The sequence below is a fragment of the Stenotrophomonas sp. 10N36 genome, assembly GCF_056395005.1.
On record NZ_JBFTIS010000009.1, the window covers coordinates 1 to 26,395 of the forward strand.

Here is a 26,395-nt window from a genome sequence, read left to right on the forward strand (position 1 = left end):
GTTGGGCGCCATGGATGGCGCCCACGAGCCTCCAGGGATGGATTTACGGCGTGTCCCGCCAACCCACCCACCCCGCGCCAACCATCGGCAGTGAAACCATGGGCTTCGGCTCCGGCTCCGGCTCCGGCTCTGGCTCTGGCTCTGGCTTGAGATTCGGCTTGGGGAGGCCAGTGGGCAAGCCCCTACCCACTGATCCGCTGTTGGAGGACACGGCCGGCCCGCGTGGCGGGGTAAACTAGTCCGATGCCTTCCAGCCCCGCGCACGACCTGCTCAGCCGCATTTTTGGTTACGACGATTTCCGCGGTCCGCAGCAGGCGATCGTTGAACATGTCGCTGCCGGCAATGACGCCCTCGTATTGATGCCCACCGGCGGCGGCAAGTCGCTGTGCTACCAGGTGCCTTCCCTCCTCCGCGAGGGTACCGGCATCGTCATCTCCCCGCTCATCGCCCTCATGCAGGACCAGGTCGAAGCCCTGCGCCAGCTCGGCGTGCGCGCCGAATTCCTCAATTCCACCCTCGATGGCGACACCGCCGCCCGGGTCGAACGCGAACTGCTCGCCGGCGAGCTCGACATGCTCTATGTCGCCCCCGAGCGCCTGCTCACCGGCCGCTTCCTGTCCCTGCTCTCGCGCAGCCGCATCGCCCTGTTCGCCATCGACGAAGCACACTGCGTCTCCCAGTGGGGCCACGACTTCCGGCCCGAGTATCGCCAGCTTACCGTCCTGCATGAACGCTGGCCCGACGTCCCGCGCATCGCCCTCACCGCCACCGCCGACCCGCCCACCCAGCGCGAAATCGCCGAACGCCTCGACCTCACCGGCGCCCAGCACTTCGTCAGCTCCTTCGACCGGCCCAACATCCGCTACACCGTCGTCCAGAAAGACAACGCCAAGCGCCAGCTGCTCGACTTCCTCAAAGTCCACCGCCAGGAAGCCGGCATCGTCTACTGCATGTCGCGGCGCAAGGTCGAGGAAACCGCCGAATTCCTCTGCAAGGAAGGCCTCAACGCCCTGCCCTACCACGCCGGCCTGCCCGCTGAAGTGCGCGCCGCCAACCAGCGCCGCTTCCTGCGCGAGGATGGCATCGTCATGTGCGCCACCATCGCCTTCGGCATGGGCATCGACAAACCCGACGTCCGCTTCGTCGCCCACACCGACCTGCCCAAGTCCATGGAAGGGTATTACCAGGAAACCGGCCGTGCCGGCCGCGACGGCGAACCCGCCGAAGCCTGGCTCTGCTACGGCCTGGGCGACGTGGTGCTGCTCAAGCAGATGATCGAACAGTCCGAGGCCGGCGAAGAACGCAAAAGCCTCGAACGCAACAAGCTCGACCACTTGCTCGGCTACTGCGAATCCATGCAGTGCCGGCGCCAGGTGCTGCTGGCCGGGTTCGGCGAAACCTACCCCCAGCCCTGCGGCAACTGCGACAACTGCCTGGTGCCCCCCGACGCCTGGGACGCCAGCGTGGCCGCCCAGAAAGCGCTCAGCTGCGTCTACCGCAGCGGCCAGCGCTTCGGCGTGGGCCACCTGATCGACATCCTGCGCGGCGGCGAGAACGACAAGATCCGCCAGTTCGGCCACAGCGAACTGAGCACCTACGGCATCGGCAAGGACCTCGACGCCCGCACCTGGCGCAGCGTGTTCCGCCAACTGGTGGCCGCCAGCCTGCTCGAAGTGGACACCGAGGCCTACGGCGGCCTGCGCCTCACCGACGGCAGCCGCGAGGTCCTCAAGGGCCAGCGCAAGGTCATGATGCGCCGTGAAAGCCCCAAGACCCGCGAGCGCGACCGCAGCGGCCAGCGTACCGGCCTGTCCGTGCTGCCCGAAGACCTGGTCCTGTTCAACGCGCTGCGCAGCCTGCGCGCCGAACTGGCCAAGGAACAGAACGTACCGGCGTTTGTGATCTTCCACGACAGCACCCTGCGCAACATCGCCGAACAGCGCCCTACCAGCATCGACGCGCTCGGCAAGGTCGGCGGCATCGGCGGCACCAAGCTCGCCCGCTACGGCGAGCGCCTGGTCGAGATCGTCCGCGAGGAAGGCTGATGCCCACCTGCGCCCGCACGGATACGCCTCCAGAGTTGAACGCCGCGTTCAGCCACAGGTGCGCACGCCCCGGTTTGGCGCTAGGGTGACGCCCATGACCCCCGGTGGCCTGCTCCTGCGCGTGGTACTGATGCTCAGCCTGTTGCTCAACGGGCTGAACGCCGCCATGGCCGGCCCGATGACCCTGGCCATGGCCCACGCCACCAGCGTCGAGCCCGCATCGCCCTGCCACGGCGATGCTCCGGCCCCTGCCATGCCCGCCCATCACGACCACGCCGCTGCCGACACCGCTGGCACGCAGGCGCCGCACGATGGCGACCACTGCAAGATCAAGGACTGCCTGCGCAGCTGTGCGCAGCAGCCCAGCCTGACCGTGTCCGTCGCGTGGCTGCCCAGCCCGCCGCCGCCCGCGCTGGCGCCCCTGGGCCACACCCGCGCGGCGTTGCCGATGCCGCCCCTGGACCGCATCACCCGCCCTCCGATCGGCTGAGCCTGCGCTCACTGCGAGCGCCTGTGCGAAGCGATGCCGTGCGCCCCCGTGCGTACGCGTCTTGATGGCACCTGCGTGCCTTTCGAATTTGATTCGGAGTTGCAATGTCCTTTTCCCCTCCCCCCGGCCCGGGCGCCCCGCCCATGCCGTCGCGCCGCCTGTTCGTGCAGGGCGCTGCCGCCGGTGGCGTGGTCGCCGGCCTGGTGGCCAGCGGCCTGCCCGCCCGCGCTTTCGCTGCTGCCGGGCCGGTCGTGGCCACCGCCCCCAAGGTGCTCAGCGGGCCCGACGTCCAGTTGAGCATCGGCGAATCGCTGGCCAACTTCACCGGCCGCACCCGCCCGGCGATCACCGTCAACGGCAGCCTGCCCGCCCCGATCCTGCGCTGGCGCGAAGGCGACACCGTCAGCGTGCGCGTGGCCAACCGCCTGCAGGCACACCCCACCTCGATCCACTGGCACGGCATCCTGCTGCCGGCCAACATGGACGGCGTGCCGGGCCTGAGCTTCAACGGCATCGCCCCGGGCGAGGCCTACCAGTACCGTTTCACCCTCAAACAGTCCGGCACCTACTGGTACCACAGCCATTCGATGTTCCAGGAACAGGCTGGTCTGTACGGCGCGCTGATCATCGATCCGTTGCAGCCGGCCCCGTACCGCTTCGACCGCGAGCACGTGATCATGCTGTCGGACTGGACCGACATGGACCCGGGCGCCCTGTTCCGGCGCATGAAAAAGCTGGCCGAGTTCGACAACTACTACAAGCGCACCCTGCCCGATTTCCTGCGCGACGTGCGCCGTGACGGCTGGGGCGCGGCCACCGCCGACCGCGGCATGTGGGGCCGGATGCGGATGACCCCCACCGACATCTCCGACATCAACGCGCACACCTACACCTACCTGCTCAACGGCACCGCGCCCGCCGGCAACTGGACCGGGCTGTTCCGCAGCGGCGAGAAGGTGCTGCTGCGCTTCATCAACGGCGGTTCGATGACCTATTTCGACGTGCGCATCCCCGGTCTGAAGATGACCGTGGTGGCGGCCGATGGGCAGTACATCCATCCGGTCAGCATCGACGAATTCCGCATTGCGCCGGCGGAAACCTTCGATGTGATCGTGGAGCCCAGCGGCCAGGACGCATTCACCATTTTCTGCCAGGACATGGGCCGCACCGGCTTCGCTGCCGGCACCCTGGCGGTGCGGCACGGCCTGCAGGCGCCCATTCCCGCCCGCGATCCGCGACCGCTGCTGACCATGGGCGACATGGGCCATGACATGGGCAGGATGGGCCATGACATGGCCGGCATGGGCCACGACATGAAGGGCATGGAAGGCGGCTGCGGTGCCAGCATGGGGCATGCCGCACACGGCGGCAGCGACAAGGCCCCGCGCCATCCGGCCAGCGAGAAAGGCAACCCGTTGATCGACATGCAGAGCATGGCCACCGAGCCCAAGCTGGATGACCCCGGCATCGGCCTGCGCGACAACGGCCGCACCGTGCTCACCTACGGCGCGATGCGCAGCCTGTTCGACGACCCGGACGGCCGCGAACCCAGCCGCGAGGTGGAGCTGCACCTGACCGGCCACATGGAGAAATTCAGCTGGTCGTTCGACGGCATCCCGTTCGCCAGCGCCGAGCCGCTGCGCCTGAACTACGGCGAGCGCATGCGCATCGTGCTGGTCAACGACACCATGATGCAGCACCCGATCCATCTGCACGGGGTGTGGAGCGACCTGGAAAATGCCGACGGCCAGTTCCACCTGCGCAAGCACACCATCGACATGCCCCCGGGCACCCGCCGCACCTACCGCGTGCGTGCCGACGCACTGGGCCGCTGGGCCTACCACTGCCACCTGCTGTACCACATGGAAGCGGGCATGATGCGCGAAGTGAGGATCGAAGAATGAGCCGCTTCCCCACGCCAACCCGCCGCCTGCTCACCGCCGCGCTGCTGATCGCGCTGACCACCCCGGCCTGGGCGCAGTCGCATGCGCACGGCACCGCCGCTGCACCCGCGGCCACCAAAGAAATGCCGGCGGATCCGCCGGTCGACCACGGCAGCATGGACCATAGCCAGATGGACCATTCGAAAATGGATCACGGCAGCATGGATCACAGCCAGATGGACCATTCGAAAGTGGATCACGGCAGCATGGATCACAGCCAGATGGACCATTCGAAAATGGACCACGGCAGCATGGACCACGCCGCGCACAAGACGGCCGCGCCGAGCGAACCGCGCGAGCCGATTCCCGCCGTCACCGCCGCCGACCGCCTCGCCGCGTTCCCGCCGATCGAACACGGTGCGATGGAACACGCGCCGGAAATCCACAGCATGCTGCTGGTCAACCGCCTGGAGCAGTGGGATGGCCAGCACGGCAACGGCCAGGCGTGGGAAGCCAGCGGCTGGGTCGGCGGCAACATCCACCGGGTGTGGGTGCGCAGCGAAGGCGAGCGCAGCGGCGGGCGTACGGAAGCGGCCGATGTCGAAGTGCTGTACGGGCGCAGCGTCTCACCGTGGTGGGATGTGCTGGTGGGCGTCAAACAGGACCTTGGCCCCGGCGATTCGCGCACCTGGGCGGCGCTGGGCATCCAGGGCCTGGCGCCATACAAGTTCGAGACCTCGGCCACCGCCTATGTGGGCGAAGGGGGCCAGGTGATGGCCAGCGCCGAGATCGAGTACGAACTGCTGTTGACCAACCGCCTGATCCTGCAGCCGTTGCTGGAGGCCACGCTCGCGGCCAAGGACGACCCGCGCCACGGCACTGGCAGCGGCTTGAACAAGGTCGAAGCCGGGCTGCGCCTGCGCTACGAGTTCAACCGGCGTTTCGCGCCGTACATCGGCATCAGCCATGAACGCCTGTTCGGGGATACCGCCGATTACCACCAAGCCGCCGGCGAGCGTGCGCGCGATACCCGCTGGGTGGCCGGCGTACGCGTCTGGTTCTGAGGCCAAGGCCTGCGTAAAAAAGTCCCGGGCGCGGCATGCGCCCGGGACAACACAACAGGGATGGTGCAAGCCGGATCCGACGGGCCCGAACGGGGCGTCACAGGGCGCGCGCGTACAGCAGCGCACCCTGCCCGACACCCGGGTGCCGTGCTCAGCGGCGCTCCCGGATAGTGATGTGATGCGCGGGGGCCAGGGTTCCGCCATCCTCGCCCCGGTTTTGTCGGGGACGCCCCGGATGGCGTACGCTGCCACCCCCTTCCGTGCACCCCCTGCCATGTCCCTGCAGATCCGTCGCGCTACCCCGGCCGATGCACAGGCTGTGTCGGCGATCGCCATCGCCACCTACACCGAAACCTTCGGCGATTCCTACCCGCCGCAGGACCTGTACGCGTTCCTGGAGGAGCACTACAGCCCCGCGCCGCAGCGGCGCGAACTGGAGGATCCGCGCAGTGTGGTATGGCTGCTGGAAGAGGACGGGCGCGCGGTGGGCTATCTGGCCGCCGGTGCGAATACCCTGGCGCACGCCGATGCCGTCGACGGCGATGTCGAACTCAAGCGTTTGTATGTGCTGGCCAGCCACCAGTCCGGTGGTCACGGTGCACGCCTGATGGAGGCGTTCCTGCAGTGGCTGGATCACCCCGCACGCCGCACCCTGTGGGTGGGCGTGTGGTCGGAGAACCTCGGCGCGCAGCGCTTCTATGCGCGCTACGGCTGCGTCCAGGTCGGCACCTACCACTTCGTGGTGGGCGACAGCCGTGACCTGGAATTCATCCTGCGCCGGCCCTGATCAGACAGGGCCGGCACCCGGCTCAGAAATCGAACAGGTCCGACAGGAAGCCTTCTTTCTTCTTCTTGCGGTAGCCGTGCTGGTCGCCGTACTGCTGCTGGCCCAGGTGGCGGGTATCGCGATGCTGCACGGCCTGCGGCGGCGGTGGCGGCGTAGCGGCACGCACCGGCGCGGCGGCATCGGTCGAGCGCTCGATGATCTTGTCCAGTTCACCGCGATCCAGCCACACGCCGCGGCACTGCGGGCAGTAGTCGATCTCGATGCCCTGGCGCTCGGACATCACCAGCGCCTGGGTCTTGCATACGGGGCATTGCATCGTCGCGGCTCCATGGTTCAAACCCCGACTCTACCCTGCCGTGCCTGAGCGCCGCGCAACGTGCGCATGACCGAGGTCCCCCTGACCTATGCCCCATGGCGGCACCGGCCTGACCTGCCGACACTGTGCGCACCTCACGCCAGGGATATCGGCCATGCACACCCGCCCATCGCGCCCCCGCTGGCTGACCGTCAGCCTGATCGTCATCACCTTGGTGGCCTCGATCAACCTGCGCGACATCGCCGCATGGGCTGGATGGACAGTGCCGGGCCTGCCGATGCCGTTCGGGGGCGCGGTGGTCGACAACGGACTGGGCGTGCTGCTGGCGCTGGCGGTGGCCGCCTGGCTGCTGCGTCCCGGGCACGCGCTGGTACGCGCCGTGGGGCTGGCCGGCAGTGGCTGGCAGGGCCCGGCGGTGGTGCTGCTGGCAACCCTGCCGTGCTGGTTCGGGCTGTGGTGGCTGGGCGGTGTCGGCACGGACTGGACCTGGCTGTCGCTGCTGATGCTGGCGGTGCTGTTTCCGCTTGCCGAAGAAGTGATCTTCCGCGGCGTCGGCTTCATCTTCGTGCACCGCCAGTTGCGCTGGCCCTGGTGGCCGGCGGCGCTGCTGCAGGCGGCGGTGTTCGGTGCGATCCACTGGTGGTCGTTCGGCGGCGGTGGTGGCGTCGCGCTGCAGGTGCTGGCGATGACGTCCATTGGGGGCCTGGTGTTCGCCGCGTTGTGCAGCCTGGACCGCGATACCGTATGGAGCGCGGTGGTGCTGCATGTCTCCTTGAACATGGCCTGGAACGTCATGCAGGTCAGCGAAACCACGGCGATCGGCTGGCAGGGCAACAGCTTGCGGCTGTCCGCCGCGCTGCTGGCGGTGCTGGGCCTGCTGGCGCTGCGGCGGTGGCGGCAACGCAGGGAATACCGCCGCGCCTGACGTGCACGATCCCCTCACCCGGTGCCGCCGCATACTTGCGCGCCATTCCGAACCACTGCCAGGGAACCTTGCGTCATGTTGCTGTCCAAGCGCCACGTTGCACCGCGCGTGTTGTTGATCGAAGACACCGAAGAAACCCGCGAACTCAGCCGCATGGTGCTGGAAAGCCAGGCCTGTGATGTTGCCGCCGTGAGTTCGGCAGAAGCCGCGCTCGGCCTGCTGCAGGCCGGCGAACGGTTCGACCTGGTCTTCACCGATGTGTGCCTGGGCGGGGTGAGCGGCATCGAAGCGGCGCACCGCATCAAGCAGTACCAGCCCAGCCTGCCGGTGCTGGTGACGTCGGGACTGGAACCGTCCGACGTACTGCCGCAGCTGCGCCCGGGCATCCACTTCCTGCCCAAGCCGTACTCGATGAGCGAACTGCTGGACGCCATCCGTGCCTGCTTCCAGCAGCAGGACGTCGGCCAGGCCGCCTGATCGGCGGTCTTCATCCGGTTTTCATCGGCAACTGTCATCGTCCGGCTCGACAGCCCGCTGTCGCGCCCGCCCGGGCCAGCGGTGCACAGCTTCCCTGCCACCGGAACCGACACCATGCAGATCCGCCTGTTGCTGACCGCTCCGCTGTTGTTTGCCGCGTCGATGGCCGACGCGCGCGCCGATGATGTGGTGACCTGCGAAAGCCGCAACAACCGCTACCAGTCGTGCACGCTGCCCCGCGCCGGCTACGTCAGCCTGGAGCGCACCTTGTCCGGGTCCGATTGCCGCCAAGGCCGAAGCTGGGACTACGACCGCCGCCAGGTGTGGGTGGATGACGGGTGCCGCGCCACCTTCCGCGTACACGACGGCGGTTCGCGCGACGACGACCATGGCGACAACCACGACGCCAAGGTGGCCGCCGGTGTGCTGATCGGCGCGGCCATCCTTGGTGCGCTGGTGCACAACGCCAACAAGCAGGACGACCGCTACGACGACGACACCCACCAGGGGCCGCGCCACAGCTCCTATGTGCCGGGCTGGATGGTGGGCGAGTTCGAAGGCTACAACCCCATCTACGGCGCCGACATCCGCATGCGCATCGACAGCGATGGGCGCATGTCCGCCCAGGCGCGCGGGCAGAACCTCAGCGGTTGGGTCAACGGCGGCCAGCTCAACGTGGGCAGCAGTGTGTTCGACATCAACCAGAGCCGGGACGGCTTTGTCACCACCGAAGTGGGCGACCGCCAGAACGAAGTGCGCTACCGCCGGGTGCGGTAGCGCACCGGGTTCAACCGGCGGCCTTGCAGCTCAGCGTGGTGCCGTAGAAGTCCAGCGTTGCCTCGCCCTGGTGTTCCCAGAACTCCACGCCTTCGCGGGTGTAGCGGCTGCCGCTGGCGGCCTGGGCCGGGAACACGATGGCCTGGTCCTTGCCCAGACTCACCACCGCAGCCTGCGGGTCCAGTTCGTTGTAGAACACCACGCTGACCGGCTTGCTGGCATCGTCGCACTGGTAGTGCACCGGCGTGGGCGCGGGCACGCCGCCACTGCCGATGTTCAGTTCGACGATACGGGTCTGGTAGGACTCGATCAGGCACCGGTGTCGGTCGACCGCCTGCCAGCAGGCGTCACGCCCTTTGACCCAGCCCCGTTGCTCGGCGGCGATATCCAGTTCATCCGGGCTGGTCTGCACGCGCTTGTAAAGCGCGGCCAGCTGACGGTCGAGCGCGGCCAGGCGGGCGTCACCGCACACCAGTTTTTCCGACTCGGACTGCGCCTTGGCGCAATCGAACGAAGGCGGCTGCAACGTGGCATCGGTCGCGGCGGCCGGCGCGCTTGGGGTCGGGGCAGGTGTAGCGGCAGCGGGCGGTTGCGCCGGCGCGGCGGTATCGGACGGGGCCGGCTTGGAACAGGCCGCGAGCGCAAGCGCCCCCACACCCAGCAGGACGAATCGGTTCATGGCACCTCCAACAACAGTCAGCAAAAGACGCGCTATTGTGCGCCCGTCGCCGCGTGTTGGGTGTGCACAAACAGAGCGCTCGTGGACATGAACACGGCGCCGCGCATGAACGCCAGGCAATGCTCACGGCCACCCTGACCCTACCCTCATGCGAGTGCGACCGCTGCGTAACAGCACACCGTCCAGTGTGGATCGCACGACATCACGTCGTCCTGGAGTACCGCAATGTCCACCATGCAGAACAACGAAAACAACGTCCAGAAAAATGCCGCCGCGCAGACCGACCAGCAGAAGGAGCAGGAGCGCAAGGACACGTTGGCCAAGCAGCAGAAGCAGGAACAGGGCAACAAAGACGCCCCGAAGAACCCGCAGCAGAAGTAACCGCGGCGCATATAGTGGGGCTGCGCGCTACGCGCAGCCTCATGCTGCCGGTGATTCTTCCCGGCACCTTCTGGGGAGCAGCGCTACACCTGGCGCGCGCGAAGACCGTTCAGCCGACCATGCAGTTGCTGCCAGTCGTGCTGCGCATGACGTTCCATCGCTTCCAGCGCCTGCCGTACATCACCCGGCAGTGTTTTTTCGTGCAACGCAGCCTGCAGGACGCGGATCAGCCTGGCCCGCGACGCTTGCCCTTGGCTGACGTACTGAATGCCGGCATCTCCCAGCACCGTGCCCAACCAGCCGAAGCCTGCGCGCACGTCACCGAGCACGGTGCCATGCCGTGCGGGTCGCCCTCCGGCCTGGCGGACGTGCCTGCCAAGCGTGTCGATGATGGCCGCGCTTGAGCCAGCCATGCGCATCATCACCGCGCACAAGGGGGCATCGTCGCGCTGGGTCCGGGCCACGGCACGGGCATGCAGGGCGTGGCCATCGTGCGCCACCGCGATGATGCGGTTGAGCAGGCGGATGTAATGTTGGCGGCTCACGGTGTGCGTCGACATCACACGGCTCCGCTGGAGTACGGCCCCAGCTTTTCCATCGCCTCCAACCTGCGCCCGGCAGCGGAACGGTGATGTGAGGCCGATGTTATGCCGCGCCCCCTGCGCGCTTTCGCCACCGGGCCGGGTTGGCTAGGATCGGGGTTCGCAGGCGCACGCAGCGCCTTGGCAGGGAGCATGACGATGTCGGCAGGACGCATACCGAAAGCACGGGCACTGATGACCGTGGCGCTGTCGATGGCGTTTGCCAGCCACGCAGCGCCCGGTATTGATCGCGACGCCTGGCGCGGCGATCTGGCGGTAGTGAAGCAGACCCTGCAGGACGACTATGCGCACCTCGCCTGGGTGGCCTCCGCGCAGAGCGGCGTGGACCTGCCCGCGCTCGAACGCGATGCGCAGCAGGCCATCACCACCGCCAGCAGCGATGCGCAGGCGGAGCAGGCACTGCGCACGTTCCTGGCCGGGTTTCACGATGGCCACCTGAAACTGCTGGATCGGCAGGTAGCCGGCACGTCCTCTCCTGCCCCTGCCGCGGTGGACCCGCGCACGCTGGATGCGTCCACCGGCTGCGCGGCGCTGGGCGTGCTGGACGAAGGCCGGCACGACTACAGCGTGCCGCTGCAGGCCCTCCCCGGCTACCGCGCCACAGCCGCTGGGGCTGACCCGGCGCTGCGCAGCGGGGTGATCGCGCTGGCCGATGGCCACCGCCTGGGCCTGCTGCGCCTGCATGAATTCGATGCGCTGCGTTACCCCGGCCTGTGCCACCGCCTGTGGGGTCAACTGCGGCATGCCGACGCGGTGAACGACATGCGGGCCACGTTGAATGACGCGTGGGTGGCCGAGATCGCCGCGACGCTGCGGCGCTTCCAGCAGCAGGGCGTGGATGCAGTGCTGGTGGATGTGGGCACCAACCCGGGCGGCGACGACAGCGGCGACACGCTCGCGCGCCTGTTCAGTGGCGCGCCGGTGCAGTCGGCACCGCTGTGGGTCAGCCAGTCGGCGGCCGGCCGCGACTACCTGCAGGAACAGTACGAGCGCATCGACGATGCCCTGCGCCACCATCATCCCGACGCCACTGCACGCCCGCTGCTGGTCCAGCAGCGCGACCGCTTCGCCGCGTCCCTGCGCGCCACGCAGGCACCGCCCTGCGACATGGCGTGGGTGTGGCAGTCACCGCGCGACTGGCAGGCGCTGCCCTGCCGGCACCTGGTCGCCGCCGGCAGCTCGGGCGGCCCCCTTGCCACCCCGGCGGTGGACGCGATCCCCGATTTCCTGATTGCCCACCGCCTGGACTGGGCGCAGGACCTGCGCCGGCACTGGGCCGCCTGGCCCGGGCCGGTGTACGTGCTCACCGATGCGAAGACCGCCTCCTCGGCGGAAATGTTCGCCGCACGGCTGCAGGACAACCGCATCGCACGCGTGGTCGGAAGCACCACCGGCGGCTATGGCTGCGGCTTCATGAGTCCACCGCCACCGCGCACCTTGCCGCACTCGCAGCTGCGGATGCGCATCCCGAACTGCGTGCGCCTGCGCGCCGATGGCAGCGACGAAGTGGCCGGCATTGCGCCGGACCTGCCCATCGACACGCGCGCCAATGAATCGGCCCGCGCCCGCGCGCAGCGGGTGCTGGATGCGGTGGGCGTGGACCTGGCCCGGCACTGACCCGCGGCGGCTAGTCCACCGTGCAGTCTGCGTTGCGCATCGGATGCGGCAGCACTTCGATGGAGTGCTCGGCCAGTTGCGCCAGCACCGCTTCCGGCCCGCGCTGGCTGCGCCAGCCCAGGCCGATGCTGGCCGCAGTAGCGTCGTGGATGCGGTCGATCACCGGCAGCGCCCAGCCGCGGCGGTCGTACTCGGCCAGCCACTGCGGGCAACGCCGCGCCAGCACCGCGCGCGGCTCACTGACCAGCCGTTCGCAGTCTTCCGGGCCGAACGGCGTGGCGCCGCTGGCGATGTAACGCTGGAACATCGGCCCGGTGTTGCGCAGGGCGGCCGCATGCGCATCGGCCACATCGCGCACGTCGATGCCACGGTGCAGGCGATACAGCAGCATGCGCTGGGCGGTTTCCGGGAAGCACCGCGACATCCGGATCACCCGCACCTGGAACGCGGGGCTGGCGGCCTCCTCCAGCCAGTGCTCGGCCGCCAGCTTTGACCGGTGGTAGACCGTGCGCGGTTGCGGCGGGGTGCGCTCGTCGATCCACGTGCAGCGGCCCGGCACGATCGCATGGCCGTACAGCGCGGTGGTACTGGTAAACACGAAGCGCGACACCCCGGCATCGCGGGCCAGCATCGCCAGGGTGCGGGTGCCTTCGACATTGATGCGATGGAACTCGCTGTCGGGCATCAGCCCCACGTGCGGGGCGTGCAGCGCTGCGCAGTGGATCACTGCATCCACGCCCACCAGCGCCGTGCGCAGCGTGCGCATATCGGTGATGTCGGCCACGTGCCGGGTGGTGTTGAAGGGGCTGCGGTCCACCCCGACCACCTCGTGCCGTGCGGACAGCGCGCCGAAGATCGCGCGCCCCACCCGGCCTGAACTTCCTGTCAGGAGAATCTTCACTGTGTGGCACTTGGTCAGCGCCCGGGAGCTACCGGGATGGTTTGATTGTAGCCAGAGTCGGCGCCCGGGCGTCCACGGCTGCGGCCGGCCAGGCGTCGGAATCGTTGCGACCTGCGCGCGCTCAGCGCCCGGCCTGGCCTACCGGCTGTGCAGTGGACCCGCAGGTGTCCCAACGCAGCGCGCCGTCCTTTCCCTGCTGGACCGCGTTGATCTTCGGTACTCCGCCTGCCTCAACTACGCAGAAGTAGCCGTTGAACCAGCGCGACTGGGGCGCCCCGCGCTGTGCCGGTGCGCTGCCCCACATTTCCACCTGGTACCGCTTGCCAGGCTGCAGGCGCGGCGGTGGCGACGTACCCCCGTCGCCGTAGCGCAGGCATTGATCCGGGGCGAGCGTGGGTTCGGCCTGGCCATCCCGCAGGAAATCACGTTCCCAGATCGCCGCACCGCCCGAACCGACCTCCATCACCGACACCCCGGTGATCTTCGCAGGCGCATCGCCCGTGCGGATTGCCGGCACGCCAAAACAGGGAACGCCCTGCTGTTCCCTGACCAGCGCCTGCTGATACCGGCCGGCGGGCGAGGCGCAGCTTGCCAAGCCCGGCACCAGCACACCGATCAACAGCAGGGAAACATGCACACGGTTCATTGCGTCGTCCTGGGCAGGGTGTTCGTGTCGCTGCGGCAAGGGAGGGTTGCGGGGTGCGTTCCAGCTGGCACCGTACGTCAACGCGCACTACGTTGCACGCTTGCTTGCCGGCATGCGCCCGGCTCACCTACCCTGCATGCGAAATCGATCCAAGGAGCTCGCCACGGATGAGCCGCACCTCCCCTCTTTCATTCGCCCGACGATGGGCAGGACGTGCACGTGCACGGAGGGCGTTGCCGCTGGGCGCAGCCCTGCTTGCACTGCTGGCCGCCACGCCCGCCATGGCCGAGGACATACCGCCACAGTTCATGACGCAGTACGAGGCCGTGCGTGACTACCTGGACCTGGTCCAGGCGGCAGAGGCTGCCAACGCACCGACGCAGATGGACAGTGCACGTGCCATGCAGTTGCTGGCGGCCATCACCAACGCCCATGAGATCCTGGCGCCGGACTACGCGCCCGCTGATCTTGGCCTGCTGGTCAACGCGTGCCAATACGGTAAAACCGTCTCCACCCAGCTGATGCAGTTTGGGATGGCCGCGATGCCCGCCGCCGTGCTCGTTCACCCCGGCGAGAAAGCCAGCCTTGACCGCCGTAACGCAGACCGGTTCCAGCCTCAGTTGGGCCTGCTGCTGCCGTACCTGCTGCGCTGCGGTGCGCGGATTCAACCGCTGCTGGACCACTGGCTCAGCGTTGCCACGCCCGAGCAACGGGCCGAATTGGGACCCGGCGGTACCGACACGCTGCGCCGTAACGCACAACGCCAGTACCTGGAGATCCTGGAGGCAATGCGCGCGCAGCCTGCGGGGAGCGCGCTGAAGCGGTCCTTGGTGCGCGCGTTGGCAGAGACCGCTGCGCCCTACGCGCGCATGTTGCAGCCAGCGCAGCGCCCAGCGGTGAGCGACGCCTTGAGTGACGCGCGGGAGCGGATGGATGCAGCGGACGCTGCACTGCTGCAACAGGCGATTGTGGCGTTCAGCGACGACGGGTGCGGGACGCTGTGCGCCTCCTGACCCAGTGGCGGCGCGCGCGCCGCGCGATTACCCTCCCGTCCAGTGGAGCACGATGATGTCAGCGGAGTTCAGTGTCACGTTCGATGACGCCGCTTGGTACGCAACGCATCGCGACGCGCTGACCTGCACCCTTGCCCAACTTGTGACGTTCTCCGAGCGTGTCGGGCAGCGGGAATTCCGGCTGATCGGGCGCGAGCCGAGGAACACGGGCGACTGGTGTTACGACGCGCGGGTGTTCCTTGACGAGGAGCGCATCCTGCTGGAAATCAGCGCACACCCGGCGAGTATCGAGCGTGACCTTGCCTTGCTGCTGGAATGGATCCGGCGCCACACCCGCATTGCCGTCATCGATGAGGACGGTGTGCCATCCAACTGGTAGTAGCGACATCACCGGCCGCACTCCGATGGGTGTGCAGCGTGCTGGGTCTCTTCCGGGCACAAAAAAGGCACTTGGGCTGAGCCTAAGTGCCTGATTCGATGGTGGGCCGTGATGGATTCGAACCATCGACCAAAAGATTAAAAGTCTTCTGCTCTACCAACTGAGCTAACGGCCCATTGCATGCCCCGGCATCGCTGCCGGGGGTGCGCATTCTAACCCACAAGGCGCTCAGGCGAAACCACTTATCGCTCAGGCGTACCGGGTCGGGTCTGCCACGCCGGCATCGGTGAAGCCCTGCGCGCGCAGGCGGCAGGCATCGCAGTGGCCGCAGGCCGCGCCGCTGTCGTCGGCGTTGTAGCAGGACACGGTCAGGCCGAAGTCCACGCCCAGGCGGACGCCTTCACGCACGATGTCGGCCTTGCTCAGGAACTGCAGCGGCGCGTGCACCTGGATGCCCGCGCCTTCCACGCCGGCCTTGGTGGCCAGGTTGGCCAGGGCCTGGAAGGCGGCAATGAACTCGGGGCGGCAATCGGGGTAGCCGGAGTAGTCCACGGCGTTGACGCCGCAGAAGATGTCGCTGGCGCCCAGCACTTCAGCCCAGCCCAGTGCGACCGACAGCATGATGGTGTTGCGCGCCGGCACGTAGGTGACCGGAATGCCCTCCCCGCCCGCCTCGGGTACGTCGATGTCATCGGTCAGGGCCGAGCCGCCGATGCTGCGCAGATCCACGTTGACGGTCTTGTGCGCCACCACGCCCAGCGCCTGGGCGACCGCGGCGGCCGCGTCCAGTTCAGAGGTGTGGCGCTGGCCATAGCGCACGCTGAGCGCATGCACGGCGAAGCCCTGTTCCTGGGCGATGGCGATGACGGCGGCGGAGTCCATGCCGCCGGACAGGAGGACGACTGCTTTTTTCATGAGGGGGTGTTTCCGGTGGGTTGCGGGAGCCAGCACGCTGTCCCGCGCCGGGATGAAAACTGGAAAATGAGGCGTGGCGAGCGGTCGTCAGGCAGGCATGGACCGCGGCCGCTTGGTAGCCGAACTCAGCGGCCGGGTTCGTCGTTCCAGAGCAGCTTGTGCAGCTGCATCTGGAAGCGCACCGGCAGGCGGTCTTCGACGATCCAGTCGGCCAGCTGGCGCGGGCTCACCTGGTCCTTGCTGGGCGAAAACAGCACCATGCTGCGCGCGTTGAGGCGGTGCTCGGCGACCATGCCGCGCGCCCATTCGTAGTCCTCGCGGCTGCACAGCACGAACTTGATCTGGTCGCGGCGGGTCAGCAACGGCAGGTTCTCCAGCCGGTTGCGGGCCATTTCACCGGAGCCGGGGGTCTTCAGGTCCACCACGCGCGATACGCGCGGGTCGACCGCGCTGACGTCCAGCGCGCCGGAGGTTTCCAGCGACACGTCCAGGCCTGCGTCGCACAGCTTTTCCAGCAGCACCAGGCAGCGCTTCTGCGCCAGCGGCTCGCCGCCGGTCACGCAGACGTGGTGCACGCCCTGGGCCAGCACCTCGGCCACGATCGCATCGATATCCCACCAGGTGCCGCCATGGAAGGCGTAAGCGGTGTCGCAGTAGGTGCAGCGCAGCGGGCAGCCGGTCAGGCGCACGAACACGGTCGGCCAGCCGGCGGTATCGGCTTCGCCCTGCAGCGAGGTGAAGATCTCGGTGATCTTCAGGCGCGGGAGGGGCGACTGCACGATCTCGCTGGGGAGCGCGGCGGCGGCGGACAGGGAAACGGTCATGGCGGTGATTCTTGGGAATGCGGCATCGGAAACGACAACAGCCGGACGTGCCCGGCGGTTCATGCAGCCGGGCAGAGCCCGGCTCTACGAGGGGTCATTATAGCGGGGCGGCCTTGGCGGTGCCCGGACGGCGGTTCAGCGGATCTGCTGGCCCAGCCGGATCGACTGCAGGCGGTCCTGCGCGGTACGCGCGGCATCGCTGCCGGGATAGGTGGACACCACCTGTTCCAGGGTTGCCTGGGCCTGGTCGACCTTGCCTTCGCCATACTGCGAGAGGCCGATCTTGAGCAGGCCGCCCGACGCCTTGTCGTGGGTCGGGTAGCGCGAGATGAGGTCGCGGAACTGCGCCTCAGCCAGCGGGAAATTTCGGGTTGCGTAGTAACTCTCGCCCAGCCAGTACAGCGCATTGGGGGCGTAGACGCCGTTGGGGTACAACTCCAGGAAGCTCAGGAACAGCTGCGCCGAGTCATCGTACTTGCCGGCCTTGAGCGAATTGAAGGCGACGTTGTAAGCCGTACGCTCCTCACCACTGGCAGCCAGGCTGCCGGCATCGCCATGCACGGAGGGCGGCCGCTCGGAAGCGGCCGTTGCCGGTTTCGGTGCTGCAGCGGCGGGCGCAGGTGCGCTCGCGGCGGGTGCGGCAGGCAGCAGCGGAGCGCCACCTTCCAGTCGGTTCAAGCGGCTGTCCAGGTCCAGGTACTGGTCCTTGGCGGTCTGCTTCAGCTGCTCGTTGTCATGCTGCAACTGCTCCACCTGCGACTGCAGGGCCTGCACCTGGGTGCGAAGCTGGGTGAGCTGGTTGAGCATGTCCATGTTGGACTGGTTGTTCTGGGCCTGCTGCTCAAGCGCGCCAACGCGGTCGGCCAGGCTCTGGCGCTGCGCATTGGCCGGTGCGGCAGCCACGAGGGCTGCCGCAACGATCATCGATAGAAATCGAAAGCGCATCTATTACTGAGCCGTGTACACGATCTCGACGCGACGGTTCTGCGACCAGCAGGACTCGCCCGACTCGGTGCAGACCGGACGCTCTTCGCCGTAGGACACGACGGTCAGCTGCGAAGCCGAGCCACCGTTGGCCTGCAGAGCGGAGTTGACGCCGTTGCCACGACGCTCGCCCAGGGCCTGGTTGTACGCGCGCGAACCGCGCTCGTCGGTGTGGCCCTGCAGGGTGATGCGCGAGGACGGACGGTCACGCAGGTACTTGGCGTGGCAGGCCATGATGGCCTGGAATTCCGGCTTCACTTCTTCCTTGTCCAGGTCGAAGTACACCACGCGCTGGCGCAGGCAGGAATCGGTGTCCAGGTCGCCCGGGCCGTACAGGCCGGAGGTCGACGGACCGCTCGGGGTGGTGGTCGAGGAGCCGGTATCAACCGGGGCTGCCGGCTGTTCCTTCACCTTCTTGGAGCAACCGGCCAGGGCGGCCACGGACAACAGGGAGACAAGCAGAACGCGGGTGGTCTTGTTCATGGCGATACCTTTGAGGCTCCTAAAGCCGGATGTGGGATGAATACGGTGGAAATCTTAACACTCTGTTAGCGCTTTGTACGGTAAGGCGACCAAGAAGGCTCACGGACGTCACCGTCGGCCAAAACCAGCCGCTGGCGCACGCGCGCATCGGCCGAGACGGCGTACAACACGCCGCGTCCACCCTCACGGGCGGCGTACAGCACCATGCTCGCGTTGGGCGCAAAGCTCGGCGACTCATCCAGCGACCCCGGGGACAGCGTGCTCCAGCGTGCCGAACCCAGGCTGCTGTCCATCATCGCGATCTTGTAGGTATTGCCGCTGCCCTGGGCCACCACCAGCTTCTTGCCGTCGAAGGACAGGCTCGGCGTGGCGTTGTAGTTGCCCTGGAAGGTCACGCGCGAGGCGCTGCCGCCACTGGAGGGCACCTGGTAGATCTGCGGGCGGCCGCCACGGTCGGAGGTGAAGTAGACGTTGGCGCCGTCGGCGCTCCAGGTCGGCTCGGTGTCGATGGCGAAGTGATTGGTCAGCTGGGTCAGCTGCTTGCTGCCCAGGTCCATCACGTAGATCTCCGGGTTGCCGCTGCGCGACAGCGACAGGGCCAGGCGGCGGCCATCCGGGGAGAACGACGGGGCGCTGTTGATGCCGCGGAAGCTGGTGACCAGTTCGCGGGCGCCGGTGGAGATGTTCTGGATGTAGATCGCCGAATTGCCCCGCTCGAAGCTGACGTAGGCCAGGCGGTTGCCATCCGGGCTCCACGACGGAGACAGCAGCGGCTCGGCCGAGCGCACGATGGTCTGCGGGTTGAAGCCGTCCGAATCGGCCACCATCAGCGCATAGCGCATGGCATCGCCCTTGCCGCTGGCGGTGACATAGGCGATGCGGGTCCAGAAGGCGCCGCGGACGCCGGTGATCTTTTCGTAGATGGCGTCGGCCATCTGGTGGGCGACGTCGCGCATGGCATTGCCACGGGCGGTCATCGCCAGGCCCAGCAGGCGCTCGCCCTTGGGCACGTCATACAGTTCGTACTCGACCCGGTAGGCGCCGGCACCGGCGTCCATGACCCGGCCCACCACGATGTAGTTCTGCTTCAGCGCGCGCCAGGTGGCGAACTGGATCTCGCTGCCCCGGGTCGGCTTTTCCACGATCTGCGCTTCCGGCAGGGTGCGGAACTGGCCCGAGCGCTCCAGGTCGGCGCGTACCACGGCGGCGACGTCGGTCTGCGGTGCACCGGCCGAGCCCTGGTAGGGCATCGGGACCACGGTGATCGGGGTTGCGGACGCATTGCCGCCGATGATGTCGATATCCAGCCCCTTCTGCTGCGCCAAGGCAGCAAAGGGCAACAACAGGGCCGCAACAACGGCAAGCCAACGAGGCATTTTCTTCATGGACCACTCAAGGGAAGGAAAACCGGAACGAGGGATAGCAGGATGGCGGTGAACCGTTTCGCAATCATGAACCAAAGGGACGTGAAAGCAGAGTCACCGCGGTCCAAAACTCACATTGTGTTAACGCTCGGCATCCCTGCCAGCGCCGCTGAAGGATCAGGGCGCGGTAAAACCGATGTTGAGGCTGCGGTCGAACACGGCCTCGAAGCCTTTGTACGGCAGCGGCTGGGCGCGCAGTACCGCGCGCTCCAGCGCCGCCTTGCCGGCCGCATCGAACTGGCAGGCCGCATCCAGCTTGACGCTCACGATCCTGCCACCCGGCAGCTGGGTGATGCCCACCCGGCAGTGCTGGCCCGACGTCATCGAGGGCGGGGGCAGCCAGGACGCGAGGATCCGGTCCCGGATCGCCACCGCATAGGCGGTGCGCAGGCTGACCTGGCCCGGCACCGGCGCGGCATGGGCCAGCGCCGGCAGCAGCAGGGACAGCAGCAGGGCCATCGCGATCGAGGGAAGCATCTTCATCATGCGGCGCTCTGCGCAGGCAGGGCCCAGGGCCAACGGCCCGGGCTCAGTCCTGCGCGGTGAAGGTGAAGTTGATGGTGCGCTGGAAGACCGTCTCGAAGCCCCGGTACGGCAGCGGCTGGGCATTGAGCACGGCGGCCTCGATCGAGCGGCGGCCAGCCTCGTCGAACGGGCAGTCCGGGCTGACCTTGGCGCTGTTCACGGTGCCACCGGGCAGCTGCTGGATGACGATCTTGCAGCGCTGGCCGAACGGGACGTTGTCCGGGCGGGTCCACGAGGCCAGCACCTTCTGCTGGATCGCGGCGGCGTACTTGGCCTGCAGGTCGTCGCTGGTGCCGCCGGCGCCGGCCGCCGGCTTGGCCACGCCAGTCGCGCCGGTGGTCGCCGCGGTACCGCTGGCCGCGCGCGCGGCGGCGACCTGGCGCAGCTTCTGCTCGGCCAGCTTGGCTTCCTTCTCGGCCTGCTCGCGCTTGCGCCGGATCTCGGCGATCTTCTGCTGGCGCTCGGCTTCGGCCTTGGTGTCGTTGGCCTTCTGCTGCTGCTCGGCCAGCTTCTTCTTCTCGGCCTCTTCCTGCTGTTTGGCCAGGCGCAGCTTCTGCTCGGCCTGCTCCTGGCGCTGGCGCTCGGTCAGATCGATCTGTTCCTGGCGGCGCTTGGCTTCCTGTTCCTGCTTGGCCTTTTCGGCCGAGATCGCCAGCGCGTTCACCGCGTCCTGGTCGATCTTGTCGGGCTGGGCCACGCGTTCCTGCGCCTGTTGCTGCTGCGGGGTGGGCGCGTCCTGCGGGCGCGGCTCCTCGATCGGCTGCGGCGGCGGCACGGTGTCTTCGGGAATGGGCTCGGGCTGGGCGACCGGTTCGGGCAGGTCGGGCAGCTTTTCCGAGGCACGCAGCGCCTGGCGCGCAGCGGCCGCCTCAGACGCGGACAACTGCAGGCTGGCCTCGATCGCCGGGTCGCCGGCGGCGGCCTCGGTGGTGCGTTGCGGCGACCACAGCCAGGCGCCGATGAACACCAGCGCGAGCAGCAGGTGCACGCCAAGCGCCAGCGCGATCGGCAGACCCCACTTTTCTTCCGGCTGGCGCTGCGGTGGCAGGGCTTCAGCGTGCATCGGTCGCCAGGCCCACCTTTTCCACGTTGGCGCGCTTGATCACGTCCATCGCCGCGACCACCTTTTCATAGGCCACGGCCTTGTCGGCGGCCACGATCACGCGCAGGTTCTTGTCCTGCGCGGCCAACGCGCCCAGCTGCGCCTGCAGCTGGCCGGGGTCCATCGGGGCCGGTTCCTTGGCATCGGGCAGCTTCAGGCTGAGCTGGCCGTCCAGGCGCACCGACACGATCACCGGGTCCTGCTTGCTTTCCAGGGTCTTGGCCTGGGAGCTGGGCAGGTCGACTTCGAAGCTCAGCGTCAGCAGCGGCGCGGTGACCATGAAGATGATCAGCAGCACCAGCATGACGTCGATGTACGGCACGACGTTGATTTCGGATTTGAGCTTGCGGCGCTTGCGGCGGCCGATGGCAGCAGTCATGGCAGGGTCCTTGGTGCGGGGCGCTTACTCGTCGCCGGCGCTCTGGCGCTGCAGGATCGAGCTGAACTCTTCTGCGAAGGTTTCAAAACGGACCGACATGCGCTCCACGCGGGTGGTGAAGCGGTTGTAGGCCCACACCGCCGGAATGGCCACGAACAGGCCGATGGCGGTGGCGAACAGGGCTTCGGAGATGCCCGGGGCCACCGAGGCGATTCCGGCCTGCTCACCGCTGTTGATCATGTCGTGCATGGTCACCATGATGCCGAACACGGTGCCGACCAGGCCCACGTACGGGGCGGTCGAACCGATGTTGGCCAGCAGCTCCAGGCTGCGTTCCATCTGGTCCACTTCGCGGGTGTAGGTGGTGCGCATGGCGCGCTGGGCACCTTCGAGCTGTGCGCGACCGTCCAGCCGGCGCTTGTCGCGCAGGCGGGTGAACTCGCGGAAGCCGGCTTCGAAGATCGCTTCCAGGCCGCCCACCTTGCGGTTGCGGTCGGTGGCCGAGCTGTACAGCTTGCCCAGGTCGGCGCCGGACCAGAAGCGGCTTTCGAACTCGTCGGCTTCGCGGTTGGCGGCGTTGAACACGCGCGCCTTGCGGAAGATGATCACCCAGCTGATGAACGACCCGGCCAGCAGCAGCAGCACGATGATCTTCACCGGCAGGCTGGCCTTGATCATCAGGTCCAGGTAATTGATGCCACCGCCATGCGCGGCCTGCGCAACCGTCTGCGCCGCAGCACTGGTCACTTCCTGCGGCAGCGCCTCGGTCACCGTGGCCTGCAGGGCCAGGAGCATTGCGATCATCCGTTGTTCCTCACTGTGCGGATACTTGAAGTTCGTAGGGTTTCAATGCGGCAAGGAGGACATCGTCCATGCCGCGCGGTTTGAAAGTGGAGGCATCCAATGCCGCGATCCTGACCTGGGCGGTCAGCAGCGTTTCATCGCCGCGACACACGCGCTGGTCGAACACCATGCTGGCGCGCTTGCACTGCACCAGCGTGGCGGTCACCTCCAGCGCATCGTCCAGCCGCGCCGGCCTGAGGAAGTCCATGGTCATCGCGCGGACCGCGAATACCAGGCCATGGTCGGTGCGCGTGCGCTCCTGGCCAAAGCCCAATGCCCGCATCCATTCGGTCCGTGCCCGCTCCATGAAGGCCACGTAGCGTGCGTGGTAGACCACGCCGCCAGCGTCGGTATCTTCCCAATATATGCGTGTCGGCCAACTGAACCGGGGATCAATTGCCATCGATGGCCTCGGCAAACAGGTCGGCCGGCGGGTTTTTCGGCTTGAGCCCCATGTGCCGGTAGGCCTTGTGGGTGCACATGCGGCCGCGCGCGGTGCGGATCAGGAAGCCCTGCTGGATCAGGTAGGGCTCGACCACGTCTTCCAGCGTGCCGCGTTCTTCGGACAGGGCGGCAGCCAGCGACTCGATGCCCACCGGGCCACCATCGAAGTAGTCGACCATGGTCCGCAGCATGCGCCGGTCCAGCTCGTCGAAGCCTTCCGGGTCCACCTTGAGCATCTGCATGGCCGCCTGCGCCACGTCCTGGTCGATATGCCCGGCGGCCTTGACCTGGGCGTAGTCGCGCACGCGGCGCAGCAGGCGGTTGGCGATACGCGGGGTGCCGCGCGAGCGCCGCGCGATTTCGGCCGCGCCTTCGGCGGTGCAGTCGATGTTGAGGATGGCGGCCGAGCGACGGACGATTTTGGTCAGCTCTTCCGGGGTGTAGAACTCCAGCCGGTGCACGATGCCGAAGCGGTCGCGCAGCGGCGCGGTCAGCAGCCCGGCACGGGTGGTGGCCCCGATCAGGGTGAACGGCGGCAGGTCGATCTTGATCGAGCGGGCCGCGGGGCCCTCGCCGATCATGATGTCGATCTGGAAATCTTCCATCGCCGGGTACAGCACTTCCTCGACCACGGGCGAGAGGCGGTGGATTTCGTCGATGAACAGGACGTCGTGCGGCTGCAGGTTGGTCAGCAGCGCGGCCAGGTCGCCGGCCTTTTCGATCACCGGGCCGGAGGTGACCCGCAGGGCCACGCCCAGCTCGTTGGCGATCACGTGGCTCAGGGTGGTCTTGCCCAGCCCGGGCGGACCGAAGATCAGGACGTGGTCGAGCGCGTCGCCACGGGCCTTGGTCGCTTCGATATAGATCGACAGCTGCTCGCGCACCGGCGCCTGGCCCAGGTAGTCGGCCATGCGCTTGGGGCGGATGCTGGCGTCGGTGCCCTCGTCTTCACGGGTGGCACCGGCACCGATGATGCGGTCGTCTGTCATGCGGCAATTATGCGGCAAAAGGGGCGCGATCCGCGCCCCGGTAGTGCCGGCCGCTGGCCGGCTCCACGCGTAGCGCCGGGCTCTGCCCGGCAACAGCCAAGGCAGCAGCCGACGTACTGGGAGACGGCGGGGTGGGTCCGGCTGCGGGGGACGCTGCAAGTACGTCCCTGTAAGCTCGGTCGCCGCTTGCTCGTGCGTGCTGTCCTGCACACACGGCAAGCCCTGGGTAAGGCTCCTGCCCTACCCGTCAGGCGCATGCGCCTGACCCATGCGGCTCACGCCCCCGCAACCGGACCCACCCCGCCTTCGCCAAGATTCCGTGCGCCGCCAGGCAAGCAACCCCGTGACATCTTCGTCCACAGCTCGCGCCGAGCGTCTGGAGGAGAGCCCCCTTGGTGTTCAAGGGGGCGCACCGAAGGTGGGGGGATCAGGTGGAATGCGCGGAACGCCGGCGCCAACGGCGACTGCGTTTCAAGGGGGCGCGCCGAAGGCGGGGGGATCAGGTGGAATGCGCCCGGGTCCCAAGATTTGCGAAGCAAACCTTGGGCCGCAGGTGGAGATCTGACGCAGTCAGATCTCCACCTGCGCCCCAAGCTCCACGAGGCGGTTGCCTGGAATCCGGAAGAACCCGGTCGCCGGGGCGGCATTGCGGTGCATCAGCGCGAACAGCTTGTCGCGCCAGATCGGCATGCCCCGGTTGGCGGTGGCCACGATGGTCTCGCGGCTGGCGAAGAAGGTGGTGTCCATCGGGTCGAAATAGATCCCGCCGTGGTCGCACGAGCGCATCAGCGCCAGCGGCACGTCCGGGGTTTCCATGAAGCCGAAGCGTACGTAGATGCGGTAGAACTCATCGCCCACCGACTCGATCTTCAGGCGCTGGCCCTCCGGGGCGTATGGCACCGGCAGGGTCACCACGTGCAGGAACACGTTGCGCTCGTGGAGCACCTTGTTGTGCTTGAGGTTGTGCATCAGCGCGTGCGGGGCCACGGTGGGGTCGGCGGTGAGGAACACCGCGGTGCCCGGCACCCGTACCGGCGGGGCCAGCATCAGCCCGGGCAGGAAGGTGTCGATGCGGATGCCGTCCTTGCGGATCTCATCACGCAGCAGCTCGCGGCCACGCCGCCAGGTGCGCATCATGGTGAACAGCACGATGCCCAGCACCACCGGGAACCAGGCGCCCTGCAGCAGCTTGGCACCGTTGGCGATCACAAAGCCCAGGTCGATGATGAAGAACACCACGCACAACGGGATGATCCAGTAGCGCGAGGTCGGCCACAGCGCGCGGGCCACCAGGGCCAGCAGCAGGGTATCGATCAGCATGGTCGCCGACACCGAGATGCCGTAGGCCACGGCCAGGTTGGACGAGCTGCGGAAGGCCAGCACCAGCCCGATCACCATCACCGCGATGCCCCAGTTGATGCCCGGGATGTAGATCTGGCCGATGGTGTCGTGCGAGGTATGGGTGATGCGCATGCGCGGGATGTAGCCCAGCTGCATGGCCTGGCGCGAGACCGAGAAGGCGCCGGTGATCACTGACTGCGAGGCGATCACCGCGGCCATGGTGGCCAGGATGATCATCGGGTACAGCGCCCAGTCGGGCACGGCCTCGAAGAACGGGTTCTTCACCGCCTCGGGGTTGTTGAGCACCAGCGCGCCCTGCCCCAGGTAGTTCAGCACCAGGCACGGCAGCACGAAGAAGTACCACGCATGGCGGATCGGCTTGGCTCCGAAGTGGCCCATGTCGGCGTACAGCGCCTCGCCACCGGTGACCGCCAGGACCACTGCGCCCAGGATGAAGATGCCGTGCCAGCCGTGCTCCATGAAGAAGCGCAGCGCCCACATGGGGTTGAAGGCCTTGAGCACTTCCGGCGCATCGACGATGTTCCAGATGCCGATCGCGGCCAGCGAGATGAACCAGATCGAGGTGATCGGCCCGAACAGTTTGCCGATCTTCTCGGTGCCAAAGCGCTGCACCGCAAACACCGCCAGCAGCACCACCACCGTGATCGGCACGATGAACGCATGCAGCCCCGGCGCGGCGACCTCCAGGCCTTCGACCGCACCCAGCACGGAGATGGCCGGGGTGATCACCCCGTCGCCGAAGAACAGCGAGGCCCCGAAGATGCCCAGGATGCCCACCACGTAGGCCGAGCGCGAGCCGTGCCGCAGGGTGCGCTGGGTCAGCGCCATCAGCGCCATGATCCCGCCCTCGCCCTCGTTGTCGGCGCGCATGATGATGGTGACGTACTTGAGCGTGACCACGATGTTCAGCGCCCAGAACGCCAGCGACAGCACGCCCAGGACGGTGTCGTGGTCGCTGTTGAGGCCGTAATGCGGCGAGAACGCTTCCTTCAACGTGTACAGCGGACTGGTGCCGATGTCGCCGAACACCACGCCGATGGCGCCGATCATCAGGGCCATGCCGCCGGCCGCCGGCGCGTGGCCGTGCGCGGCGTGGCCGTTGTCGTGCTGGGTGGAAGAGGTGGACATGGTGCTCCGG

The 26,395-nt window shown here is 67.7% G+C and carries 29 protein-coding genes and 1 tRNA gene; 12 read left to right on the forward strand and 18 right to left on the reverse strand.

Annotated elements, in window-relative coordinates; genetic code table 11:
* Positions 1 to 243: 243 nt before the first annotated feature.
* From recQ to AC1DCJ_RS10575, 5 genes are all read left to right on the forward strand, one after another.
* The gene (recQ, locus tag AC1DCJ_RS10555; RefSeq protein ID WP_141057559.1) at positions 244 to 2,046 is read left to right on the forward strand and encodes a DNA helicase RecQ; all 1,803 of its coding nucleotides are present in this window, start codon (positions 244 to 246) and stop codon (positions 2,044 to 2,046) included.
* A 94-nt stretch (positions 2,047 to 2,140) separates the two neighbouring features.
* Positions 2,141 to 2,536, forward strand: coding sequence for a CopL family metal-binding regulatory protein (locus AC1DCJ_RS10560; protein WP_478070902.1), 396 nt, complete (start codon positions 2,141 to 2,143; stop codon positions 2,534 to 2,536).
* A gap of 104 nt (positions 2,537 to 2,640) precedes the next feature.
* Positions 2,641 to 4,440 (forward strand): copper resistance system multicopper oxidase, encoded by a 1,800-nt coding sequence (locus tag AC1DCJ_RS10565; RefSeq protein ID WP_478070903.1) that lies wholly within the window; start codon positions 2,641 to 2,643, stop codon positions 4,438 to 4,440.
* Entirely contained in the window at positions 4,437 to 5,483 is a 1,047-nt protein-coding gene (locus tag AC1DCJ_RS10570) for a copper resistance protein B (protein ID WP_478070904.1), read from the forward strand. Before AC1DCJ_RS10565 ends, AC1DCJ_RS10570 begins: the two co-directional genes overlap by 4 nt.
* A gap of 274 nt (positions 5,484 to 5,757) precedes the next feature.
* Complete coding sequence (locus AC1DCJ_RS10575) at positions 5,758 to 6,270, forward strand: GNAT family N-acetyltransferase (protein ID WP_141057555.1); 513 nt, start codon at positions 5,758 to 5,760, stop codon at positions 6,268 to 6,270.
* Between the two features lie 22 nt (positions 6,271 to 6,292).
* On the opposite strand, the gene AC1DCJ_RS10580 is transcribed toward AC1DCJ_RS10575, so the two are convergent.
* A complete protein-coding gene (locus AC1DCJ_RS10580) occupies positions 6,293 to 6,586 on the reverse strand; it encodes a TFIIB-type zinc ribbon-containing protein (RefSeq protein ID WP_038686751.1) in 294 nt (97 codons plus the stop codon).
* Between the two features lie 154 nt (positions 6,587 to 6,740).
* On the opposite strand from AC1DCJ_RS10580, the gene AC1DCJ_RS10585 reads away from it, so the two are divergent.
* The 3 genes from AC1DCJ_RS10585 (at position 6,741) to AC1DCJ_RS10595 (ending at position 8,765) form a co-directional block, all read left to right on the forward strand.
* Positions 6,741 to 7,511 (forward strand): lysostaphin resistance A-like protein, encoded by a 771-nt coding sequence (locus AC1DCJ_RS10585; protein WP_478070905.1) that lies wholly within the window; start codon positions 6,741 to 6,743, stop codon positions 7,509 to 7,511.
* A gap of 75 nt (positions 7,512 to 7,586) precedes the next feature.
* Complete coding sequence (locus tag AC1DCJ_RS10590; RefSeq protein ID WP_038686749.1) at positions 7,587 to 7,988, forward strand: response regulator; 402 nt, start codon at positions 7,587 to 7,589, stop codon at positions 7,986 to 7,988.
* Between the two features lie 114 nt (positions 7,989 to 8,102).
* A complete protein-coding gene (locus AC1DCJ_RS10595) occupies positions 8,103 to 8,765 on the forward strand; it encodes a DUF3011 domain-containing protein (protein ID WP_478070906.1) in 663 nt (220 codons plus the stop codon).
* A 10-nt stretch (positions 8,766 to 8,775) separates the two neighbouring features.
* Here AC1DCJ_RS10595 and AC1DCJ_RS10600 read toward each other — a convergent pair whose 3' ends face one another.
* Positions 8,776 to 9,444 carry an MliC family protein gene (locus AC1DCJ_RS10600; protein WP_141057552.1) on the reverse strand — a complete coding sequence of 223 codons (669 nt, stop codon included), beginning with the start codon at positions 9,442 to 9,444 and terminating at the stop codon, positions 8,776 to 8,778.
* Positions 9,445 to 9,669: 225 nt separating this feature from the next.
* Between AC1DCJ_RS10600 and AC1DCJ_RS10605 the strand changes: the two genes are divergently transcribed.
* Positions 9,670 to 9,825, forward strand: a complete 156-nt coding sequence (locus AC1DCJ_RS10605) for a hypothetical protein (RefSeq protein WP_478070907.1) — start codon at positions 9,670 to 9,672, stop codon at positions 9,823 to 9,825.
* Positions 9,826 to 9,908: 83 nt separating this feature from the next.
* On the opposite strand, the gene AC1DCJ_RS10610 is transcribed toward AC1DCJ_RS10605, so the two are convergent.
* Positions 9,909 to 10,385 carry a ferritin family protein gene (locus AC1DCJ_RS10610; protein WP_478070908.1) on the reverse strand — a complete coding sequence of 159 codons (477 nt, stop codon included), beginning with the start codon at positions 10,383 to 10,385 and terminating at the stop codon, positions 9,909 to 9,911.
* 180 nt (positions 10,386 to 10,565) lie between these two features.
* Between AC1DCJ_RS10610 and AC1DCJ_RS10615 the strand changes: the two genes are divergently transcribed.
* Positions 10,566 to 12,044, forward strand: a complete 1,479-nt coding sequence (locus AC1DCJ_RS10615; RefSeq protein WP_478070909.1) for a S41 family peptidase — start codon at positions 10,566 to 10,568, stop codon at positions 12,042 to 12,044.
* A gap of 10 nt (positions 12,045 to 12,054) precedes the next feature.
* Here the strand turns inward: AC1DCJ_RS10615 and AC1DCJ_RS10620 are convergent, their stop codons facing one another.
* A complete protein-coding gene (locus tag AC1DCJ_RS10620) occupies positions 12,055 to 12,945 on the reverse strand; it encodes an NAD-dependent epimerase/dehydratase family protein (protein WP_141057549.1) in 891 nt (296 codons plus the stop codon).
* Positions 12,946 to 13,066: 121 nt separating this feature from the next.
* Complete coding sequence (locus AC1DCJ_RS10625; protein WP_478070910.1) at positions 13,067 to 13,591, reverse strand: hypothetical protein; 525 nt, start codon at positions 13,589 to 13,591, stop codon at positions 13,067 to 13,069.
* Between the two features lie 167 nt (positions 13,592 to 13,758).
* Here AC1DCJ_RS10625 and AC1DCJ_RS10630 point away from each other — a divergent pair, with 167 nt between their 5' ends.
* Both AC1DCJ_RS10630 and AC1DCJ_RS10635 read left to right on the forward strand, forming a co-directional pair.
* A complete protein-coding gene (locus AC1DCJ_RS10630; protein ID WP_478070911.1) occupies positions 13,759 to 14,604 on the forward strand; it encodes a hypothetical protein in 846 nt (281 codons plus the stop codon).
* A 55-nt stretch (positions 14,605 to 14,659) separates the two neighbouring features.
* A complete protein-coding gene (locus AC1DCJ_RS10635) occupies positions 14,660 to 14,983 on the forward strand; it encodes a 3-hydroxydecyl-ACP dehydratase (RefSeq protein ID WP_141057546.1) in 324 nt (107 codons plus the stop codon).
* Positions 14,984 to 15,082: 99 nt separating this feature from the next.
* Here AC1DCJ_RS10635 and AC1DCJ_RS10640 read toward each other — a convergent pair.
* The 13 genes from AC1DCJ_RS10640 to AC1DCJ_RS10700 all read right to left on the reverse strand — a co-directional run bounded on the left by AC1DCJ_RS10640 (position 15,083) and on the right by AC1DCJ_RS10700 (position 26,385).
* Positions 15,083 to 15,158 (reverse strand) — tRNA-Lys (locus AC1DCJ_RS10640).
* Between the two features lie 74 nt (positions 15,159 to 15,232).
* On the reverse strand, positions 15,233 to 15,898 hold the full coding sequence (gene queC / locus AC1DCJ_RS10645; protein ID WP_137190115.1) for a 7-cyano-7-deazaguanine synthase QueC: 666 nt from the start codon (positions 15,896 to 15,898) through the stop codon (positions 15,233 to 15,235).
* Between the two features lie 125 nt (positions 15,899 to 16,023).
* Positions 16,024 to 16,722 (reverse strand): 7-carboxy-7-deazaguanine synthase QueE, encoded by a 699-nt coding sequence (gene queE, locus AC1DCJ_RS10650; RefSeq protein ID WP_478070912.1) that lies wholly within the window; start codon positions 16,720 to 16,722, stop codon positions 16,024 to 16,026.
* Between the two features lie 135 nt (positions 16,723 to 16,857).
* Complete coding sequence (gene ybgF / locus AC1DCJ_RS10655) at positions 16,858 to 17,667, reverse strand: tol-pal system protein YbgF (RefSeq protein WP_181394053.1); 810 nt, start codon at positions 17,665 to 17,667, stop codon at positions 16,858 to 16,860.
* Between the two features lie 3 nt (positions 17,668 to 17,670).
* A complete protein-coding gene (pal, locus tag AC1DCJ_RS10660) occupies positions 17,671 to 18,189 on the reverse strand; it encodes a peptidoglycan-associated lipoprotein Pal (RefSeq protein WP_038686727.1) in 519 nt (172 codons plus the stop codon).
* A gap of 65 nt (positions 18,190 to 18,254) precedes the next feature.
* Positions 18,255 to 19,574, reverse strand: a complete 1,320-nt coding sequence (gene tolB / locus AC1DCJ_RS10665) for a Tol-Pal system beta propeller repeat protein TolB (RefSeq protein ID WP_313245224.1) — start codon at positions 19,572 to 19,574, stop codon at positions 18,255 to 18,257.
* Between the two features lie 156 nt (positions 19,575 to 19,730).
* On the reverse strand, positions 19,731 to 20,099 hold the full coding sequence (locus AC1DCJ_RS10670) for a TonB C-terminal domain-containing protein (protein WP_313245223.1): 369 nt from the start codon (positions 20,097 to 20,099) through the stop codon (positions 19,731 to 19,733).
* A gap of 43 nt (positions 20,100 to 20,142) precedes the next feature.
* A complete protein-coding gene (gene tolA, locus AC1DCJ_RS10675) occupies positions 20,143 to 21,201 on the reverse strand; it encodes a cell envelope integrity protein TolA (protein WP_313245222.1) in 1,059 nt (352 codons plus the stop codon).
* Positions 21,191 to 21,619 carry a protein TolR gene (gene tolR / locus AC1DCJ_RS10680; protein ID WP_478070913.1) on the reverse strand — a complete coding sequence of 143 codons (429 nt, stop codon included), beginning with the start codon at positions 21,617 to 21,619 and terminating at the stop codon, positions 21,191 to 21,193. Before tolR ends, tolA begins: the two co-directional genes overlap by 11 nt.
* Before the next feature lie 24 nt (positions 21,620 to 21,643).
* Entirely contained in the window at positions 21,644 to 22,423 is a 780-nt protein-coding gene (tolQ, locus tag AC1DCJ_RS10685; protein ID WP_137190120.1) for a protein TolQ, read from the reverse strand.
* A gap of 10 nt (positions 22,424 to 22,433) precedes the next feature.
* Complete coding sequence (ybgC, locus tag AC1DCJ_RS10690) at positions 22,434 to 22,865, reverse strand: tol-pal system-associated acyl-CoA thioesterase (protein WP_314404912.1); 432 nt, start codon at positions 22,863 to 22,865, stop codon at positions 22,434 to 22,436.
* Positions 22,855 to 23,895, reverse strand: coding sequence for a Holliday junction branch migration DNA helicase RuvB (ruvB, locus tag AC1DCJ_RS10695; RefSeq protein ID WP_038686712.1), 1,041 nt, complete (start codon positions 23,893 to 23,895; stop codon positions 22,855 to 22,857). Before ruvB ends, ybgC begins: the two co-directional genes overlap by 11 nt.
* Before the next feature lie 570 nt (positions 23,896 to 24,465).
* Complete coding sequence (locus AC1DCJ_RS10700; RefSeq protein ID WP_038686710.1) at positions 24,466 to 26,385, reverse strand: potassium transporter Kup; 1,920 nt, start codon at positions 26,383 to 26,385, stop codon at positions 24,466 to 24,468.
* Positions 26,386 to 26,395: the final 10 nt, after the last annotated feature.